The organism is candidate division WOR-1 bacterium RIFOXYB2_FULL_36_35 (genome assembly GCA_001771505.1).
Taxonomy (GTDB): domain Bacteria; phylum Margulisbacteria; class WOR-1; order XYC2-FULL-46-14; family XYC2-FULL-37-10; genus XYB2-FULL-36-35.
The window spans coordinates 1-19,571 of record MEUA01000067.1; the positions used below are offsets into that span (position 1 = coordinate 1).

The following is a 19,571-nucleotide window of genomic DNA, read 5'->3' on the forward strand; positions in this document are numbered from 1 at the left end:
AGAATATGGATTTTGTACTGCGGCACTTATTGTAATGGGTTGCGTAATGCTTCGTCATTGCCATTTGAATAACTGCTCACTTGGCGTCGCGACCCAGGATGAACTTTTATCTCAAAGGTTTATGGGTAGAGTAGATGAAGTTATAAACTACTTTGGATTTGTCGTCCGCGAGCTTCGTGGCATTATGGCAGAGCTTGGGTTTAGAACTATGGATGAGATGATAGGCCGTACAGAATTTTTGGAACTTAATTCTTCTATTCTGCCATGGAAGGCTAAAGATATAGATTTTTCTAAAATTCTTTACAAACCGAAAATGCCTGCAAATGTTGCAACTCGCTGTGTGACATCTCAGGATCATGGAATCGACAAAGTCCTTGATAGAGAACTTATTAAACTTGCAAAACCAGCGCTAGAAAAATCTCAAGTTGTAAAAGAAGAGCTTGAAATTAAAAATGTAAACCGCACAACAGGCGCAATGCTAAGTGGAGAAGTTTGCAAACGCTATGGCGATTCTGGGCTCCCAACCGATACAATTAACTTTAAATTTAAAGGTGTTTGTGGTCAAAGCTTTGGAGCGTTTCTCGCAAGAGGTGTTACTTTTGAGCTTTCCGGGCTTGCAAATGATTATGTCGGAAAAGGAATGTCTGGCGGAAAAATAATTATTTACCCTGACCCTAAAGTTACATATAAGGCTGAAAATAATATTATGATTGGCAACACAACTTTTTACGGAGCGATTGCCGGAGAGGCTTACATAAGAGGGGTGGCTGGCGAAAGATTCTGCATCAGAAACTCTGGCGTAAATGCTGTTGTTGAGGGTGTTGGAGATCATGGATGCGAATACATGACAGGTGGTCATGTTGTAATACTTGGAAAAACCGGCCGCAATTTTGGAGCAGGAATGTCTGGCGGAGTTGCGTATGTTTACGACGAAGACAAGACTTTTAAGAAAATGTGCAATATGGAAATGATTGAGCTTGAAGATTTAATGGAGAATGATTTAATTGTTTTAAGGGACATGCTACACAATCATTTTAAACATACAAAGAGCTCCGTTGCCAAAAAAATTATTGACAATTTTGCAAGCGAATCAAAAAAATTCGTTAAAGTTATGCCAAAAGAATATAAGAGAATATTAAAACAGATGGAAGAATCAAAAAAAAATGGAGAGGTTTCTGATGGGTGATGTGAGGGGCTTCTTAAAACATAAAAGAGAAACGATGCAGTATCGCCCTGTCTGTGAAAGAGTTGCAGATTATGCGGAAGTTTTTAATTTAAAATCTGACGAAAAGGCTCGTGAGCAGGCGGCTCGATGTATGGATTGCGGGACACCATTTTGCCACAGCGGATGCCCCCTAGGAAATATTATTCCCGAGTGGAACGACCTTATGTACAAAGGGTTTTGGAATAAAGCGTTTGATCTGCTTTCCGCGACAAACAATCTTCCCGAAATTACAGGGAGGGTTTGCCCAGCCCCTTGTGAATATGCCTGTGTCCTTGGGATAAATGATGATCCAGTAACGATCCGCGAAGATGAGCTTTCAATTATCGAAAAAGCTTTCAATTTGGGGTATGTAAAAGCAACCCCGCCAAAGCAGAGGACAGGTAAAAGTGTTGCGATTGTAGGCTCGGGGCCTGCCGGGCTTTCCTGCGCGGCACAGTTAAATAGACTTGGGCATAATGTTGTTGTTTTTGAAAGAGAAGAAAAATTAGGTGGCTTAATGCGTTATGGGATCCCCGACTTTAAACTCGACAAAAAAGTTCTCGACAGGCGAATTGATATTTGGAAAAAAGAGGGGATAGAATTTAAAACGGAAGTTAATGTCGGCCTTGACTATTCAGCCGATAAACTTTTAAAAGAGTTTGATGCGGTATGTCTTACTGGCGGATCAAAAGCTCCAAGGGATTTAAATATTCCGGGACGCGAATTAAAAGGGATACATTTTGCGATGGACTATTTAGTCCAGGCGAACAAAAAAGTTTCCGGCGAAAAATTTGCTGAACCTAAAATTTCAGCTACGGGGAAGAAGGTTCTTGTGATTGGTGGTGGAGATACGGGGTCTGATTGTGTTGGGACTGCCAATCGCCAGGGAGCTTCTTGTGTTATTCAGATTGAAGTATTACCCGAGCCTCCCGCATGCCGCGATAATAAATGCCCATGGCCGGCCTACCCTCTCTTATTAAAGACGACATCGAGTCATGAGGAGGGAGTTACGCGTAAATGGTCAATTTTGACCAAGAAATTTATAGGTGAAAATGGGGTCGTTAAAAAAGTTGCATGTGTTGAAGTTGATTTTTCAGGAAAAGATTCAAACGGCAGATTCGTTATGAAAGAAATTCCAGGCTCTGAGTTTGAGATTGAGACTGATTTGGTATTACTTGCGATTGGATTTTTACATCCGGAGCATGAGGGGCTTGTTTCGGGGTTGAAGGTTGAATTAGACCCTCGCGGGAATGTCAAAACTGACGATAATTATATGACATCTGCTAAGAAGGTTTTTTCGGCAGGGGACATGCATCGCGGGCAGTCGCTTGTTGTGTGGGCGATTATGGAGGGACGTATGGCGGCTGTGGGGATTGATAGGTTTTTGGGAATGTAAGGAGCTGACATGAGCAAAAAAATAATCATAAGAATTCTTATTCTCTTTTTGATCCTTTTTATAGGATATAGGGTTGTTTCACGATTGACATCGGGGAAAAAAGTTGAGCAAGAGGAAAAAAGCATTCCTGTGATTTTAAAAAATCCAGAAATTGGTAGTATATTACAGAAAATCAGTTTGACGGGAGATATAAAAGGAGAGACCGAAGTTGCAATTCGCCCCAAAACGGCCGGAAGGGTCGCTGAAATTTATGTAAAAGAAGGGGACTATGTAAAATCAGGAGATAAACTTTTATCTTATGTTGAAGGGATTTCTCCAAATGATGAGCTTTACAATGATGTTGTTACTTTTTCTCCTATATCCGGAGTTGTCGGGCTTCAACAGATAAGGCTTGGAGAACAGATTATAAGCCAAGCCGGATCTATTAACCCTGTTTTTACGATCTACAGCATTAATTCCGTTAAGGTTTATGTCGATGTTCCTGAAAAAGATTATCCTAAAGTAAAAAAAGGGACAACGGCGGAAATAATGTTGGATGCTTATCCTGAAAGAGTTTTTCCCGGGAAGGTTGGCAATTTAAGACCTGTCATTGATCCGCAAACGAGAACAGCTCAAGCTGAAATTATAATTTTAAATCCTGGTAAAGTTATAAGGCCGGGAATGTTCTCCAGAGTATATCTTATTTTAGAAAGAAAAGATAATGTTTTAACTTTACCGGCGGATGCAATCTTGGGGCTTGAAACCAAATATGTTTTTGTGAATAAAAATGGGATTGCGACTAAAAAAAATGTTGAAATAGGGTTGGAAGAGGAAGGCCTGGTTGCAATTTTATCGGGGATCTCCTCTTCTGATGAAGTTATTGTCGTGGGCCAGCGCGTTGTGGAGGAAGGTTCTAACCTTGAGGTTGTTTACGAGTGATTAAGCTTTTTGTAAACAGGCCGTTATTTACTACGGCGATATTTTTTATCATACTTTTAGTCGGTTTTTTTTGTTTGAAAAATCTTCCTCTTGATTTTTTGCCAAACATTGAAATTCCGACTTTAACTATCATAACCCCTTATCCCGGAGCCAGCGCAGAAGACATAGAAATATCTGTCACAAAAGTGATAGAAGATTCTGTTGCCACCGTTCCTAATATTGACAAAATCACCTCTGACAGCTCTGAAAATATTTCAATAGTTACGATTGCCTTTAAATGGGGAGCCAACTTGGATTCAGCTTCGGCCGATATCAGAGATAAAATGGACGCGATAAGAGCCAAACTTCCGGAGGATATACAACCCCCGACTATTTTAAAATTTGATCTTTCACAAATACCGGTTTTAATATTGGGGATATCGGCCGGCCAGTCTTACGACAAGCTTTTTACCCTTGCGGACAAAAAAATATCGCCTGCACTTAAAAAAATACAAGGAGTTGGGACGGTCAGCATAAGAGGAGGGCTTGTAAGGCAGATAAATGTTGACATTGACCGCCATAGGATAGAGGCTTATCACTTATCTCTTTCGCAGGTGAATTTGGCTTTACAAGGGGCAAACCTTTCGATCCCCGCGGGGAGCATCAAATCTGAACATCTTGAATATGGAGTAAGGATCCCCGGAGAATATAAAAATATTTCGGAAATATTAAATACGATTGTAGGCAATTTTTCAGGCAGGGATATTTTTCTTTCTGATATAGCGGATGTTTCCGACTCATTTAAAGATGAAGATAGCATAACCGAAGTTGACGGCAAGCCTGGCATAATGCTTATGATACAAAAGCAATCGGGATCCAATACAGTAAAGGTTGTTCTCGAAGCCCAAAAGGAACTTAACGAAATAAAAAAAGAATTGCCTCCGGATTTGGAAATTACCGTTATTCAAGATACGGCCGAAGTAATAAAGAGGCAGATAAATGAACTCCAAACAACTCTTTATTGGTCATTTTTGTTTGTAATATTGACGGTTCTTTTCTTTCTTCGAAATATGCGGGGGTCTTTTATTATTTCACTTGCTATCCCATTTTCTTTGATTGCTGCTTTTATTTATCTTTATATATCGGGGGCATCAATAAATATCATATCTCTTGCTTCTATTATTATCGCAGTAGGTGTTGTTGTTGATGATGCGATCGTTATTTTGGAAAATATTTATCGGCATAAAGACAAAAAAGGAGAACAGGCAAAAGAAGCTGCAATGTATGGCGCAATAGAAGTTTCCTCTGCTGTTATAGCATCTACAACCACAAATATGGTTATATTTTTTCCTATGCTTGTTGTCGGCGGATTTATAGGCATATTTTTTAGAGAGCTTTCTCTTACTATTATAGTAGTAATGGGAATGTCTTTGGTGACTGCATTGTCTTTGGTTCCTATGCTTAGTTCAAAGTTTTTAAGCATAAATAAAAAAGAAAAATTAAAAAGGCATTTTCTTGAAAACTTTATTGATAAAAGTGAAGGGATATTTGAATACTTTGAGACACAATATAAAAAGGCTTTGGAGTGGGCATTGACAAAAAGAAAGATGGTTTTAATTTCCTGTGCGCTGATTTTTGTTTTCAGCATGTTTCTCTTCCCTGTTGTCGGCACTGAATTTTTCCCCGAACAGGATACGGGTTCTTTTTCCGCCAATGTGCTTATGCCCCCTGGGACTCGCATGGAGCAAACTGCAAAAGCTATGAGAGAAATTGAGAAAAAAATAAAAGAACAAGTTCCTGAGCTTCAATATATTTTGGTTACGGCGGGATCAGGATCACAACTTGGACTTTCGACAAAAAGTGGCGCTAATTTTGGAAATCTTTTTGTCAAAGTTGTCCCCTTGTCAGAAAGAAAGAGAACATTAAAAGAACTGGAACGCGTTGTTGCGAACATCTCTCTTTCTGTTCCTGGGCTAAAGTCCGTTGACTTTAATGCCAGCGGGGCGAACCAGATGACAGGAGGAGGAAAGCCTGTATCTATTGAGTTGTATGGAGCTGATTTTGATGTAATAGATAGGTTTGCTGACGAATTAAAACGGAAAATAGAAAAAGTTTCCGGAGTTGTTGATCCTTCAATTTCACGGGAAAAGGCAAATCCGGAATATGCCATAAACATTGACAGAGAAAAAGCGGCTGATCTTGGATTGTCTTTAGCTGAAATAGGGATTATAGCCCGTGGGAATATTTATGGGACGGTCGTTTCAAAGTTTCGGGAGGGTGGCGATGAGTATGACATTTTTACCAGGTTAAAAGCGGAAGACAGGAAAACTTTGGATGATATAAAAAATATAATGATTACGACAAGGACTGGAAAAAATATTACTTTGGGCAATATTGCTAAAATAGAAGAAAAAAACGGGCCACAGGTTATTCAGAGAAAGAACCAGCAAAGATTGGTTATGGTTGAGGCAGATTATTTTGGACGACCTCTTGGGGATATAATTTCTGATGTGAGGGCAATTATATCAAAAATGACCGTCCCTTCTGCCATGTCAGTAAAAATAGGAGGAAATGCTGAGCAGATGCAAGAAAGTTTTTCTTCTCTTTTTGTGGCATTTTTCCTTGGTATTGCCCTTTTATATCTTGTTATGGTTGCACAGTTTGAATCTTTTCTTGACCCCTTAATTATTATGTTTGCTATTCCTTTTGCCGTAATTGGGGTGGTTTGGGGGCTGTTTTTCGCCGGAGTTCCTTTTGGTGTTATGCCATTTGTTGGGCTTATAATGGTTGCGGGGATTGCGGTTAAAAATTCAATTGTTTTGGTTGATTATATTAACATATTAAGGGCTAGGGGGCTTGAAATAAAAGAAGCAATCGCCGAAGCGGGAAAAACCCGTTTAAGGCCAATACTTATGACCTCTACTACTACCGTGCTTGGTCTTTTGCCTATTCTTTTAAACAATGGGGAAGGCTCAGGATTTTGGAAGCCGCTTGCGATCTCGGTTATGGGGGGGCTTACTGTTTCTGCCACCATAAGTCTTATATTTGTTCCAACTTTATATTTTGTGCTTGAGTCTTTTTTATTGAAGAAAAGGGAGATAAAATGAAGGCGGTTTTTATAATATTTTCAGCTCCTCTTGAATTGCTTGTTCTTGGTGCGTTAAAAAACTTGCAAGTCAAATTTTACACAAAACTTCCTTATCTTTTAGGAGAAGGAGGGGAATCCGAGCCGCATTTGGATACGCAAATATGGCCTGGGTTTAATATGGGATTGTTTGTTGTTACTGATGAAAAAACAAAAGATAGAATATTAAATGAGGTAAAAAGCATAAAAGCCAGCTACTTAAAAGAAGGCATAAAAGCGTATGTCATCCCTGTTTCGGAGGAAGTATGAAAAAAAATATTCTCCCAATAAAAAAGAAGATAATTTTTCAGATTATTCTTTTTGTTTTTTTATTTTTTATTTTTTCCGGAAGTTCATTCGCTGATAGCCAAGTTTTAACATTGGATCAAAGCATAAAAATAGCATTAGATAAAAACACTCAGGTTCTTTCTGCTAAGGAGAAGCTTAATGTGTCAGGTGCCAGGGTTAATCAGGCGATGGGGAGCGTGTTCCCAAGTATAAGTTTGGATTCTTCTTTTGGTAAATCTTATCAACAACCTTTAAGCATTACTATCCCAGGGATGGCTGCTCCTATTACTACAAGTCCAGATGAGGCGGCCGAAATAACAACTTATAGCTTTTCTTTAAGGCAGCCTATTTTTATGGGGGGGAAACTTTTACTTGGGATTAAAATAACCAATAACTCTTATTTAGCAGCGCTTCAGGACTATAAAAAAGTTAAGAATGATGTTGTTTATAATGTTGTTTCAACTTATTATGAATATTTAAAATCCAAGAAAATGATTGAAGTTGTAAATTCTTCCATGATTGCGTTAAAAAAACATCTACAACAGGTTGAACTTTTTTACAATTCAGGGATTTCCACTCAAGTTGACCTTTTGCGAACGCAGACCGAACTTGCCAACATGAGGAATATGCAGATACAGGTTGAAAACGGATTGGAACTCGTTTCAATATCTTTTAACAGCCTTTTGGGATATGATATATCTTCTGATGTATTTTTATCTTCGGATATTTCTCAAACGTTTGAAAGTGTTGCAAGCTATGCCGAACTTCTTGAGAAGGCCTACAATAATAGGCCTGATTTCATTTCTTTTAAACTGGGAAAAGCGATTGCCGAAGATACAGTTGGCTTAAACACAGGAAACCTTCTTCCCAATATCTTTTTTGTAGGATCAACGGGTCGAACCACTACAAATTATCCTTCAAGTAATACAAAATATGATCTTGGTTCATGGCATTTGCTGTTTAGTGGCTCATGGACTCTTTTTGACGGTTTTATAAATATAAATAAGATTGCGGAAGCAAAGGCAACAGCGCAAAGCTTAAAAGAGCAGGAAGAATCCATAAAAGATGCGATAGCCTTGGATTTGAGAGCTGCCTATCTTAACTTTAGCAGCGCCAAAGAACGTCTTTCCGCGGCAGAATATGCCGAAAGCCTGGCGGAGAAGACGTTGAAATATGCGGAGCTTAATTTTTCATCGAACGTAGGAACTAGTCTTTCCGTTTTAGACGCGGAATCAGCTTTGTTGCAAGCCCAAGCAAATTATTGGACAGCTCTTTATGATGTTAAGATTGCTAAAGCAAAAATTGACAAAGCAACAGGCCTTAGTGCATTTTAACCCCGGTTATTAATCCTACGAGTAAACCCCGATTATTTATAGACGAACAGAATTCTAGCAGAGTGTTGGAAATTTTCCCAGGGATTAACCCCGACTAGGAAATCGGGGTTAATACTTTAATGGGCTTGTTGCATAATAGGGGATTTTGCAATTTGTCATCCCCGCGAAAGCGGGGATCCATCTTGTTTTCTGAGAAATAGATTCCCGTTTTCACGGGAATGACCATTATGCAACAGACCCTTAATATTTGGGAGAAGAAAAACGTTGGAAAAAATGAGAAACGGACATTTTGCTCATAACATTAAAGAATTTATTGGAGAAGTTTGAAGTTTTACTTATGGTTTGACACCTTTTTCAAAAGCTATATAATGGACTTACCTTGAGTAAACCTCGAAGTTTTAACCTTGGGATGTTATGTCCTATGGTAAGAAAGAAAAAAGATCCCGACATCAATGGTGAGGAGTTTTTAAGGTGTTGGATCAAAAAAAGCTTGTTTATAGCAATGATTCTTTTTTTGTTTGCAAATTTTGTTTTTGCTTATACTGCTATTTTAAATTATCCAAATCCTTTTGCCCCTCCATCTGTTTCTACTAGAATTTATTATATTCTTGGTTCAGACGCTGATATAAAAATATATATATTTAATGTTGCCAATAGATTAGTGAAAAAGATCAGTTGTTTGTCAGGCTCAGAGGGAGGCAAATCAGGAGCCAATCAGGTTGTTTGGGACGGAAGATCCAATTTTGGAGATATAGTCCAAAATGGGGTTTATTTTTGCAATGTGGTAAATGATGGGACTTTGATTGGAAGATGTAAAATTGTGGTGCTTAAGTGAAAGGACGGATTTGTCTTCTACTTGTATGTATCTTTTTATTGGCTATTAATTGTTTTCTTGCTTTACCTGTTTATTCCCAAAGCCTTGACATATCTTTGATTGGTTATGGCGCGCGTGGCATTGCTTTGGGAAAAACTCAGGCGGCGCTTCAAAATGTAGGGGCTGTGTTTGCCAACCCCGCAGGACTTGCCAGGGTGAAAAACTTTTCACTCACTAGTTTATATACAAATCTTTCAGAGGAAGTCCCTTATTCCATGTTTGGAGGCGCTTTTCCCGTAAAAGAGGGATATTATGGTTGTTTTGGTGTCGGGCATTTATCTATTATTACAAGTAACATTTTTATAACATCTTCTGAGGTTGGAAGTTCTCCCTCCTCATCTACGGGTTATAGTGGGCGTATGTTATCACTAAGCTATGCCAATGATGTTACGAGCTACCTTGACTTTGGTTTTACTGTTAAAATTTTTACGGAAAATTTTTCTTCTTTACAAAACTCATCTGCGTATGGAACAAGCCTTGACTTTGGTTTTTTGGTTTACCCAAAAGAGAAGTTAGCCATCGGAATTATGTTTCAAAATTTTTTATTCAAACAAATTGTTTGGGCGACAGGCACTCATGAAGAGGCTCCCATGAATGTTAAGATGGGAATAAATTATGAAGTAAGAGATGACATTACGTGCCTTTTTGATTATGATTCTTCTTATTATATTCACTCAGGGATTGAATTCCGACCTACAAAACTTTTATCTATAAGAGGAGGGCTTGAAGGGATTCCCATAAGTGCAAACGAGATGGTTGTTAACAATTCTTTTGGGGTGGGACTTAGTTTTAATGGTTTTAATTTTGATTACGCTTATGCGACTGATTCTTTACTTAAAATGAATTCATCCCACTTCTTTTCTCTCTCTTTTGAAGTTCCTCAGATTATAATAGAAAAAGCCCCTTCATCTTTTGCTGAATTGTAATGAATTTGGCCCCGTCCGCTTGATTGACAGGGGAATTGTAGCAGTATATAATAAAAACCGAATGAAGTATTTGATAGCAATTCTTTTTGTGTTTCTGCTCTCTTTGCCTTCTTTTGGTTTTGGTGAATCTCCGCCATCTGTTAAACCAAAAGTGACTGAAACGGCTTTTGTATTTGAGAATTTTGAAAATAACGAGTTCTTAACTGATTCTAAATGGTGGGTTTTTGGCAATGTAAATGTCTCTCTTGTTTCTAATCCTGCGATTGGGCGGCTTGCTCTTCAAATAAAAGGGGCAGCCTCTAACTTTTTTGTTGGGGGGATTGGAGGATATATCGCAGATTTTAAAAAAAAATCAAATTCGAATAATTCATTGGAATTAGATGTTTATAGCGAGAGCGATAAAAATGGGCTATTAAAAATAGAGCTTTATGATGATGATAATGGGAATTGGCAAATTGAACAAGAGCCGTCAAATAATTCTCCATTATTTGACGATAGGTTTACATATGAATTAAAACTTGATTTTAAAGGCTGGAAGCATATTTCTATCCCTTTTTCATTGTTTGTTGATGATAATCGTGAAGTTGGGGATGATATATGGAACCCCAGTTTTCATGGAAATTCCGGCGGATTATTGCAGATACAATTTATATCTATAGCGTCAAGCAAAAACGGCAAGACAAATTTTGTGCTGGACGATTTAGGGTTTAATTGATAGATATTATTAAGGAGAGCTAAAATGACAAGGGTTTTTATTATTTTGTTATGTATGGTTTTATTTTTGCCATTAGAAGCTTTTGCTGGCTTTTGGGTGGATGATTGGTCAAATGCCGCTTATTATGAAACTAACGGAGAAAATGCTAATTTTCGTTCCGCTTTATTTCGTGGTGAAACTAGATTTGGTTATCAGCCTGAGGAGAATTTTACGGCAATGCCATATGTTGTTCTTTATGAGACTTATGGACAAGATGCAAATTATTGGAACAATAATTTGGCTTACGGACTTGGAGTGAGATTGCTTCCTTTTAATTTGTTTAAGTCAGATTCTGTGTTTTTAGATTGGATCCCTTCGACTAAGTTTTATGGAGAGATACTGGCTCTAACATTCTTGAAAGATACGGCAACGGCGACAGCAAATGGAGTGAAAACTGATGATTTTAGATTTGGAATTGATGTTTGGCATGAATGGAATTTGCAGAAAACCGATGCGAATCTCTTTTGGGCGGAGATGTGGGCGAATTTTACTTATCGCAATACAAATTTTTATGATGATCTTAACTTCGATAAATTTCAAACATATGTTGGTTATTTTCAGTTTAAATTGGGCCGGCCTATATTTAATGGGTTAATGCCATATGCTGCTCTTTATGTAAATAAGTCTGGTTCTGGCGCGGAGTGGCTTAATAATGTTTTTTACGGAATCGGATTACGAATTGAACCCTTTAGAGAAAAAGAAGAGATTGCTCCGATTTTTAGAAAATTAAAAATGTTTGCAGAGTTTCTTAATATGTATTGGTTTAATGAATCTTCTACTAGGCCAAAGACGGATTTTCGCTTTGGAATAGAGTTGACGCAGGGCCGTTGATGTACCTTGTTGTAGGTTTGGGAAACCCGGGGAAAGAGTATGAAGAGACAAGGCATAATCTTGGTTTTATGGCTGTAGAAAGGATTCTTCAAAACCTTTTAATTTCATCACTAAAACATAAGAAAAAATGTAACGCCTTGGTTGCCGAAGGAAATCTTGATACCCATAAAATTATTTTTGCTGAGCCTCAAACTTATATGAATCTTTCGGGCGAGGCCGTTGTTTCTCTTATGAGTTGGCATAAAATTTCGAGTAATCATTTGATAGTTATATATGATGATGTTGACCTGGAACCTGGCCAAATTAGGGTTAGAAAAGGGGGCGGAGCTGGTGGGCATCATGGGGTTGAGTCTATAATGCAACATATTGGGAGAGGCGATTTTACAAGAATTAGAATTGGTGTAGGAAAAGGAGTAACTTCAGGAGATGTGCGGGCGCATGTGTTAGGTAAAATTCCGCCTGAACAAAAAGCTGTTTTTTCTGACGCAGTAATTAGAGCTGCGGAAGCTGTTTCTGTATTAATTTTAAACGGATTAGAAAATGCGATGAATCGTTTTAATGGCTAATGAAGTAAATTTATGGTTAAAATTCTAAAAAAGAAAAAACTTTCAAATAATATTTCTCAGATTACAGTTGAAGCCCCTTATATTGCAGAGGCTGCAAAGCCAGGTCAATTTGTTATTGTTGTTCCAACTGAAACATCAGAAAGAATCCCTTTGACTATTGCCGATTTTGACACAAAGCAAGGGACTGTTACTATTATATTTCAGGTTATTGGGGCGACAACAACTATTTTGGATTTTAAAAAAGAAGGAGAAGAAATTGCGCATATTTTGGGGCCACTTGGAGTCCCTTCTCATATAGAAATGTTTGGGACTGTTGTGGTAATAGGGGGAGGGGTTGGCATTGCTGAGATTTATCCTGTCGTTAAAGCATTGAGAGAAAAAGGGAATGAGGTTATAACTATTATTGGAGCTAGGTGCGAAGAGCTTTTGGTTTATAAAAAAGAGTTATCAGAAGTAAGCAGCACCTTGCTTTCTACTACTGATGATGGATCCTTTGGCCGCAAAGGGTTTGTTTCTGATGAGCTTAGAAATCTGATTGCTTCGGGGAAGAAACTGGACAGAGTTATTTCTGTTGGTCCTGTTCCTATGATGAAAGTTTGTTGCGATGTAACAAAACCTCATGGGATAAAGACGATGGTTTCTTTAAATACATTAATGCTGGATGCTACCGGCATGTGTGGCGTTTGTCGGGTGACCGTTGGAGGAGAAGTTAAATTTGCTTGTGTTGAAGGGCCTGAGTTTGATGGCCATCAGGTTGATTTTAATGAGCTTTCAAGTCGCTTAAATGCTTATAAAGACAAAGAAAAAGAGGCAAACGACCATGTTTGCAGGTTATTAAAAAATGGTTGAGAAAAAAAACAGACAAAAAATGAATGAACGTTCAAATTCTGAGCGTATAAAAGATTTTCAAGAAGTTCCGTTAGGGTACACTGTTGACCAGGCAATTTCTGAAGCAAGACGGTGCATTCAATGCAAAAATCCTCAATGTGTTAAGGGGTGTCCTGTTGAAATTGATATTCCAGGTTTTTTGAGATTTATCGTGCAAGGGAATTTTGAGGCGGCAGTCAAAAAAATAAAAGAGACAAATGCTTTGCCTGCTGTTTGTGGTAGAGTGTGTCCCCAAGAGGAACAGTGCGAGCTTAAGTGTATTCTTGGAGTAAAGGGAGAATCTGTTGGGATAGGGAATCTCGAGAGGTTTGTGGCTGATTGGGAGAGAGAAAATGTCAAGGCAAAGCAAATAAGCCTTTCTAAAGGAGCAAAGGATGAAATAGCCGTTGTTGGGTCGGGACCGGCGGGGCTTACGTGTGCCGGAGATTTGGCAAGGCTTGGTTATAAAGTGACTATTTTTGAATCACTTCATGTTACAGGAGGAGTTTTGACTTACGGGATTCCTGAATTTCGTCTACCTAAGAAAATTGTAGAACTGGAAATTGATTATATAAAAAGCTTAGGTGTCGAAATTAAAACAGACATGTTGATTGGTAATGTTTATTCAATAGAAGAACTTTTGAAGAAATATAAAGCTATTTTTATAGGTTCCGGGGCAGGGCTCCCTAAGTTTATGAAAATTCCAGGAGAGAATCTGGACGGAGTCTATTCTGCCAATGAATATCTTTTTAGGGTAAACATGATGAAGGCGTGGAAATTTCCGGAATATCTAACGCCGATAAAAATTGGCAAAAAAGTTGCAGTTGTTGGGGGGGGGAATGTTGCAATGGATGCAGCTAGAGTCTCTTTGCGACTTGGCGCAGAAGAGGTTTATATAGTTTACCGGAGGAGTCAAGAGCAGATGCCGGCAAGAAAAGAAGAAATTCATAGGGCGGTGGAGGAGGGCATTATTTTTAAAAATTTGACACTTCCTATAGCTTATTATGCTGATGAAAATGGGTGGGTTAAAGAAGTAGAATGTATTCAAATGGAGCTTTTCGAACCTGACTCTTCGGGAAGAAGGAGACCTGTTCCGATTAAGGAATCAAACTTTAAAATCTCAGTTGAAACTGTTATTGTTGCTATTGGAAATTCTCCAAACCCCTTAATCCCTTATAGGACTCCTGACTTGAAAACAGAATCGTGGGGTGGTGTTGTTATTACAGAAGAAGGAGCTACTTCTATTTTAGGGGTTTTTGCTGGTGGGGATATTGTTCGTGGCGCGGCAACTGTTATCTCTGCTATGGGAGACGGGAAAAGAGCGGCAAAGGCGATACATAAAAAACTTTCTTTTGGTGAGGGGATTATTTAAAATTTTCCTGAATAATTTTGTTTATCTCTTCTTGTTTTAACATTAAAACACTTCCTGCCCAATTATTTGCTGGTTCTCCATGAATCATATGAGTTGAAATGTTTTCATACGGTATTGTTCGAAAACTGTTAATAAGCAAAATGAATTCTTGTAATGATAAATCGCTCTTTACATTATTGCGTATAACTTCGATTATGAATGGCGCTTTTATTGTGGAGATAGGATTCATAATTTGTTTTGCCAAAGCCCTTAGAAAATTTTGTTGTCTTTGTATTCTTCCGATATCTCCAATTGCATCATGTCTAAATCGTATGTACTCATTTACTTCTTCTCCTGAAAGTTTTTGATATCCTTTTTTTAAGTTTATATAAAGATTTTGGGCTTTATCTGTATAGTATAAATCTTTTTCCACGTCTACCCATATCCCCCCTAAAATATCCACTAATTTGATGATCCCTTTTGTGTTTATTAATATGAATTTATCAATTTTTGCGTTTGTCATTTTTTCTACAGTCTCTTTTGTTAGCTTTGTGCCGCCCAAAGCAAAAGAGGCGTTTATTTTATTATAACCATAACCTGGTATGTTTACATAAGAATCTCTGGGAATAGAAACAATACTTGCTTTTGATTTTGCCGGATCATAATGGATTAAAAGTATTGAGTCGGATCTCCCGTTAACAGTTAAATCTGCCTTGCCGGTTTCTGCTATAAAAGTTATATCGGTTCCTAGCACCAAGATGTTTAAGGGGTGGTCGATAACTCCAAGCTTGAATAAAAATGGAATTTTCGATGGCAGAAAGATATTTATATGAAAATATATTATGCCTAAAACAAGGATAAGAAGAGCGAGCAGCCTTAAAAAATCAATTTTATTCTTTTCATTTTTCATTTTTAATATAACCTATTGGTATTATGTACAATGGTTCATTCTGAGGTGGCAAGTCAAGGGCGCTTGAAATTACATCGTCCCAAAATGTTCCGACTGAGACTGATCCCAAACCTAAAGCAACTGCTTGAAGATGGATATTTTCTGCCGCATGCCCTGCTTCTAAAAAGACATATCGTTCTGCTCGTATGCCATATTTATCTCGAGTTTTTTTAAATGAGCCCGTAATTATTATACAGAGAGGAGCATCTTCTATAAATGTTTGAGTTAATGCGGCTCTTGAAATGCTCGATCTTTTATCTTCTGAAATCATTATTTCTAATTTATTTTTAACCGGTAGATAATGATAAACTCCATTTCGATCGGCAACGTATATTTCCAGTGGATAAATTGCCCCTGCTGATGGAACGGATCTAAATTCCCATTGCGGGTCTGTAATCCCTTGGCATGCCCATAGTAACTGGGCAATTTGTTCCTTTGTTAATGGGGTTGAATAAAAAGATCTTTCTGATCGTCTTAATTTAATGGCTTCTTCGACAGAAACCTTCCCTTTGGTTTTGGGCTGAGGCAAGTCTATTGTTTTAGCCATGGCATAACCTACAAAAAAAAGAAGTGACAACAAAAGAGCAAAAACCTTTTTTTGCATTTTATTTATTATATCATATTTGTTTATTGTAATTTCTGATCTTATTGTGAATAAGAAAAGGGGCGTAAGGGAGTGACGCCCCTTTAACTTTTTATGAATTAATCTTTTTTGCCCATTCAATAATTTGAATATCTTTTGCCACTATCTCTGTTGCTGTTCGATTCTGTCCTGCTTTATCCTGGAATTTCCTGACTTGAATTCTGCCTTCAACGGCAATCAATCTGCCTTTTTTTAACCATTCGCCACAAATTTTGGCGAGTCCGTCCCATGCGATGCATTTTATAAAATCGACAGATTTTTCTCCTTTTTTTGTGGGTCTGTCCACTGCCAGTGAGAAGTTTGCTACAGGTTTTTCTTTTGCTGTATAGCGTATCTCGGGATCAGCAGTTAATCGTCCCATAATGATAGCTTTGTTCATGGAGCTCATCTTTTTCACCTCCTTTCTCTTTAAAATCTTATATAGCAATTTTTATGCCAGAATCATTAAGGTGTAATTGTATAAAAATTGGTCATAAGATGACGAAATATTGTAAGAATTAAAAAATTGGATGCAATTTTTGTTCTCTTTGTTACGATAAAAGAATTAGAGTGAACGACATCAACTACGAAATTCACAGTTTAGCAGCTAGACTGCAACGCGGAAATCCTCAACACTCAAAAGATTTGACTGCTTTTAAGGCGAAAATTGAGGTTAATCCTGACCCTTGGATAAGGGATGAAAGACTTGGAAGGATTTTAAGAATTTTTGAACAAAATTGTTCGGTTGAGGATAGAGGAGTATCCGTCGCGATTAGAACAAAAGTAGAACTTCTTACGCCTCAAGAGATTAAAGAGAAAAGTGAGCAAGCTTAACCCAGATTATGATAATCGGGATTAAAAAGCTCTTTGTAAACTTTTTCAATGGGAATCCGATGTTTGTTTGCAAGTTTTTTATAATCTTCGTATTCGGGCGCTAGCGTTACAATTTTTCTTCCTAGTTTTCCGATTTTAAAACTGACTTTGCCGTATTTTGTTTTTATTGTTTTAAAGCAACGAGATAGTTTTTCTCTTTCGATTAATTGTTCGCGTATGCCAAAGGTTGTTGTCTCTTCAAAAATTATTTTAAGCAGTTTATCTTTTAAATTTATTGGAGAGAGGACGGATAGTTTTACCGCAGCACGTTTTTTCTTCATTCTTACGGGTTCAAAAAAAGCATCAAGTGCGCCAAATTTCATAAGTTTATTAATTGTGTGATCATACAGGTTGGGATTCATATCATCAATATTTGTTTCGAGTAAATAGACTTTGTCTTTTTCTGTCTCTATATTTTTCATATGTTTGTTTTTGGCTTTCAGGATTGAGTCTGCCATAACGGCAGCTCCAAACCCGTTGTCTATATTTACAGCGGCTACTCCCGGAGCACAAGAATTTAACATTGTAAGGAGTGCGGATAATCCTTTAAAATTTGCGCCGTAACCTATAGAAGTTGGAACCGCAATTACCGGGCCGTCTACTAATCCTCCGATTACGGAAGGGAGCGCCCCTTCCATTCCGGCGACAACAATAAGAACAGAAGCTTCTTGCAGTTTTTCCAGATTTTTTGTAAGCCTGTGAAGCCCCGCAACGCCAACATCGTATAATTTTCCAACTTCGTGTCCAAGAAACTTTAAAGTTACAACGGCTTCTTCCGCAATCGGAATATCGGAGGTTCCTGCCGTAACAACCACAACCTCGATCCCTTGAAACCTTGAAACCTTATCCCTTTTTCTATATTCAACAATTCTCGCTTCTTTATAATATTTTGCTTTTTTCACGGCTTTCTTTATAGCTTTATAAGCCTTTGTGTCAGCGCGAGTCGCAAGGATATTATCGCCTCTTTTATAAATAGCTTTTGCGATCTTAGATATTTGGGCGGACGTTTTCCCTTCACAAAAAATTACTTCGGGGAACCCTTTGCGTTTGATCCGATGGTGATCTATCTTGGCAAAATCAAGGTCTTCATAAGAATCTGTTTTAAGTAAATCGCAAGCTTCATTAATTGAAATTTTATCGGCCTTCAGCTTTTTTAGTGTGTTTTTGATGTTCACTATCTAAGTATAGATGATTGGAAGCGCGATCTCAATGATGGTGATGCCAGCCCTGCAGGAGGGTTTTGGCGGAGGACAAAACCCTTGAAACTTTAGACGTATGAGACGGTTCTAAAAGCCTAATTTTATGGTATAATTTAGCAACTATGGAAATTACCGGAGCGCAGGCATTACTTGAATCGTTAAAAAAAGAAGGGGTTGACCTTATTTTTGGGTACCCCGGCGGACAGGTTTTGCCAATTTATGATGCCCTATACGCATTTAAAGATATAAAGCATATTTTAGTTCGCCATGAACAGGGCGCCGCTCATGAAGCAGACGGTTATGCTAGAGCGACTGGAAAAGTCGGTGTCTGCCTTGCAACCTCCGGACCCGGAGCTACTAACCTTGTTACCGGTATTGCCAATGCCCAGATGGATTCCATCCCAATGGTTGCCATTACAGGCCAGGTAGGGACAAGTTTGATAGGAAAAGACTCTTTTCAAGAGGCCGATGTTACCGGAATTACCCTTCCTATTACTAAACATAATTATCTGGTAAAAAAAGCCGAAGATATCCCGCGAATCATAAAAGAGGCTTTCTATATTGCCCGTTCCGGAAGGCCGGGAGTTGTTGTTGTCGATATCCCAAAAGATCTCCAGCTAAAAAAGATCGATTTCCAATATCCTGACAGCATCAATATGCCAAGCTATAATCCAAATCTAAAAGGGCATCCAAAACAGATAAGTTCTGCCGCAAAACTTATTGCGGAAGCCAAGAAACCGGTCATTTATGCAGGGGGAGGAGTTATCTCTTCCGATGCAAGCGTTGAACTTACTGAGTTTGCCCGAAGATGCAATATTCCAGTTACTACAACTCTTCTTGGTAAAGGGGCTTTTCCTGAAACAGATTCACTCTCTTTGGGGATGCTTGGGATGCACGGAACTGTATATGCAAATTATGCTGTTACCGATTGCGATCTTTTAATTGCCATTGGAGCCCGTTTTGATGATCGAGTCACAGGCCATATTGACCATTTTTCTCCGCATTCAAAAGTGATACATATAGATGTTGATCCCGCGGAGATAGGGAAAAATGTTCGTGTTGATGTCCCTATTGTGGGGGATGTAAAACAGGTGCTTAAAGCGTTGTTGGGAAAAATTTCTGCTAAAGAAAAAAATGCGGAATGGCTTTCCCAAATTGAAGAGTGGAAGAGCAAGTATCCTCTTTCTTACAAAAAAGAAGACGGAATTATTAAACCGCAGGAGGTCATAGAGCAGATTTATGAGCTTACCAAGGACAAAAGGACAATTATTGCAACAGAAGTCGGTCAGCATCAAATGTGGGCGGCTATGTATTACAAATACACAAAGCCGCGGACATTTATAACATCGGGGGGATTAGGGACAATGGGATTTGGACTCCCCGCGTCGATAGGCGCGCAATTTGGAGATAAAGAGGCGATTGTTTTTGATATAGCGGGTGACGGTTCTATTCAAATGAACATTCAAGAATTAACGACGGCTGTCAACAATCATCTGCCGATTAAAATAATAGTTTT

Annotated in this window: 18 protein-coding genes and 1 pseudogene; 15 read left to right on the plus strand and 4 right to left on the minus strand. The window is 38.3% G+C overall.

Annotation, left to right across the window (positions count from 1 at the left end; all coding sequences use genetic code 11):
- The 13 genes and pseudogenes from A2290_01015 to A2290_01075 all read left to right on the plus strand — a co-directional run bounded on the left by A2290_01015 (position 1) and on the right by A2290_01075 (position 14,433).
- Positions 1-1,186 (plus strand): annotated as a pseudogene (locus A2290_01015) (glutamate synthase subunit alpha).
- A complete protein-coding gene (gene gltD / locus A2290_01020; GenBank protein OGC12750.1) occupies positions 1,179-2,600 on the plus strand; it encodes a glutamate synthase in 1,422 nt (473 codons plus the stop codon). Before A2290_01015 ends, gltD begins: the two are co-directional and overlap by 8 nt.
- Positions 2,601-2,609: 9 nt before the next feature.
- Entirely contained in the window at positions 2,610-3,518 is a 909-nt protein-coding gene (locus A2290_01025) for a hypothetical protein (GenBank protein ID OGC12751.1), read from the plus strand.
- Positions 3,515-6,604 (plus strand): hypothetical protein, encoded by a 3,090-nt coding sequence (locus A2290_01030; GenBank protein ID OGC12752.1) that lies wholly within the window; start codon positions 3,515-3,517, stop codon positions 6,602-6,604. The genes A2290_01025 and A2290_01030 overlap by 4 nt, the downstream gene beginning before the upstream one ends.
- Positions 6,601-6,891 (plus strand): hypothetical protein, encoded by a 291-nt coding sequence (locus A2290_01035; GenBank protein ID OGC12753.1) that lies wholly within the window; start codon positions 6,601-6,603, stop codon positions 6,889-6,891. Before A2290_01030 ends, A2290_01035 begins: the two co-directional genes overlap by 4 nt.
- The gene (locus A2290_01040; GenBank protein OGC12754.1) at positions 6,888-8,243 is read left to right on the plus strand and encodes a hypothetical protein; all 1,356 of its coding nucleotides are present in this window, start codon (positions 6,888-6,890) and stop codon (positions 8,241-8,243) included. Before A2290_01035 ends, A2290_01040 begins: the two co-directional genes overlap by 4 nt.
- Before the next feature lie 421 nt (positions 8,244-8,664).
- On the plus strand, positions 8,665-9,078 hold the full coding sequence (locus A2290_01045) for a hypothetical protein (protein ID OGC12755.1): 414 nt from the start codon (positions 8,665-8,667) through the stop codon (positions 9,076-9,078).
- The gene (locus A2290_01050) at positions 9,075-10,043 is read left to right on the plus strand and encodes a hypothetical protein (protein OGC12756.1); all 969 of its coding nucleotides are present in this window, start codon (positions 9,075-9,077) and stop codon (positions 10,041-10,043) included. Before A2290_01045 ends, A2290_01050 begins: the two co-directional genes overlap by 4 nt.
- 61 nt (positions 10,044-10,104) lie before the next feature.
- Positions 10,105-10,758, plus strand: a complete 654-nt coding sequence (locus tag A2290_01055) for a hypothetical protein (GenBank protein ID OGC12757.1) — start codon at positions 10,105-10,107, stop codon at positions 10,756-10,758.
- A gap of 24 nt (positions 10,759-10,782) precedes the next feature.
- A complete protein-coding gene (locus A2290_01060) occupies positions 10,783-11,628 on the plus strand; it encodes a hypothetical protein (GenBank protein OGC12758.1) in 846 nt (281 codons plus the stop codon).
- A complete protein-coding gene (locus A2290_01065; GenBank protein OGC12759.1) occupies positions 11,628-12,194 on the plus strand; it encodes an aminoacyl-tRNA hydrolase in 567 nt (188 codons plus the stop codon). The genes A2290_01060 and A2290_01065 overlap by 1 nt, the downstream gene beginning before the upstream one ends.
- Before the next feature lie 12 nt (positions 12,195-12,206).
- Entirely contained in the window at positions 12,207-13,043 is an 837-nt protein-coding gene (locus tag A2290_01070; protein ID OGC12760.1) for a ferredoxin-NADP reductase, read from the plus strand.
- Complete coding sequence (locus tag A2290_01075) at positions 13,036-14,433, plus strand: glutamate synthase (NADPH), homotetrameric (GenBank protein OGC12761.1); 1,398 nt, start codon at positions 13,036-13,038, stop codon at positions 14,431-14,433. The genes A2290_01070 and A2290_01075 overlap by 8 nt, the downstream gene beginning before the upstream one ends.
- Here A2290_01075 and A2290_01080 read toward each other — a convergent pair.
- From A2290_01080 to A2290_01090, 3 genes are all read right to left on the minus strand, one after another.
- Positions 14,426-15,322, minus strand: coding sequence for a hypothetical protein (locus A2290_01080; protein ID OGC12762.1), 897 nt, complete (start codon positions 15,320-15,322; stop codon positions 14,426-14,428). The genes A2290_01075 and A2290_01080 overlap by 8 nt on opposite strands.
- Positions 15,312-15,965 carry a hypothetical protein gene (locus tag A2290_01085; protein OGC12767.1) on the minus strand — a complete coding sequence of 218 codons (654 nt, stop codon included), beginning with the start codon at positions 15,963-15,965 and terminating at the stop codon, positions 15,312-15,314. Before A2290_01085 ends, A2290_01080 begins: the two co-directional genes overlap by 11 nt.
- Before the next feature lie 91 nt (positions 15,966-16,056).
- Positions 16,057-16,392, minus strand: coding sequence for a hypothetical protein (locus A2290_01090; protein OGC12763.1), 336 nt, complete (start codon positions 16,390-16,392; stop codon positions 16,057-16,059).
- Between the two features lie 161 nt (positions 16,393-16,553).
- Between A2290_01090 and A2290_01095 the strand changes: the two genes are divergently transcribed.
- Positions 16,554-16,817, plus strand: coding sequence for a hypothetical protein (locus tag A2290_01095; GenBank protein OGC12764.1), 264 nt, complete (start codon positions 16,554-16,556; stop codon positions 16,815-16,817).
- Here the strand turns inward: A2290_01095 and A2290_01100 are convergent.
- The gene (locus tag A2290_01100; protein ID OGC12765.1) at positions 16,814-18,031 is read right to left on the minus strand and encodes a hypothetical protein; all 1,218 of its coding nucleotides are present in this window, start codon (positions 18,029-18,031) and stop codon (positions 16,814-16,816) included. The genes A2290_01095 and A2290_01100 overlap by 4 nt on opposite strands.
- A 146-nt stretch (positions 18,032-18,177) precedes the next feature.
- On the opposite strand from A2290_01100, the gene A2290_01105 reads away from it, so the two are divergent.
- On the plus strand, positions 18,178-19,571 hold a 1,394-nt coding region (locus A2290_01105; GenBank protein OGC12766.1), incomplete at its 3' end, for an acetolactate synthase, large subunit, biosynthetic type.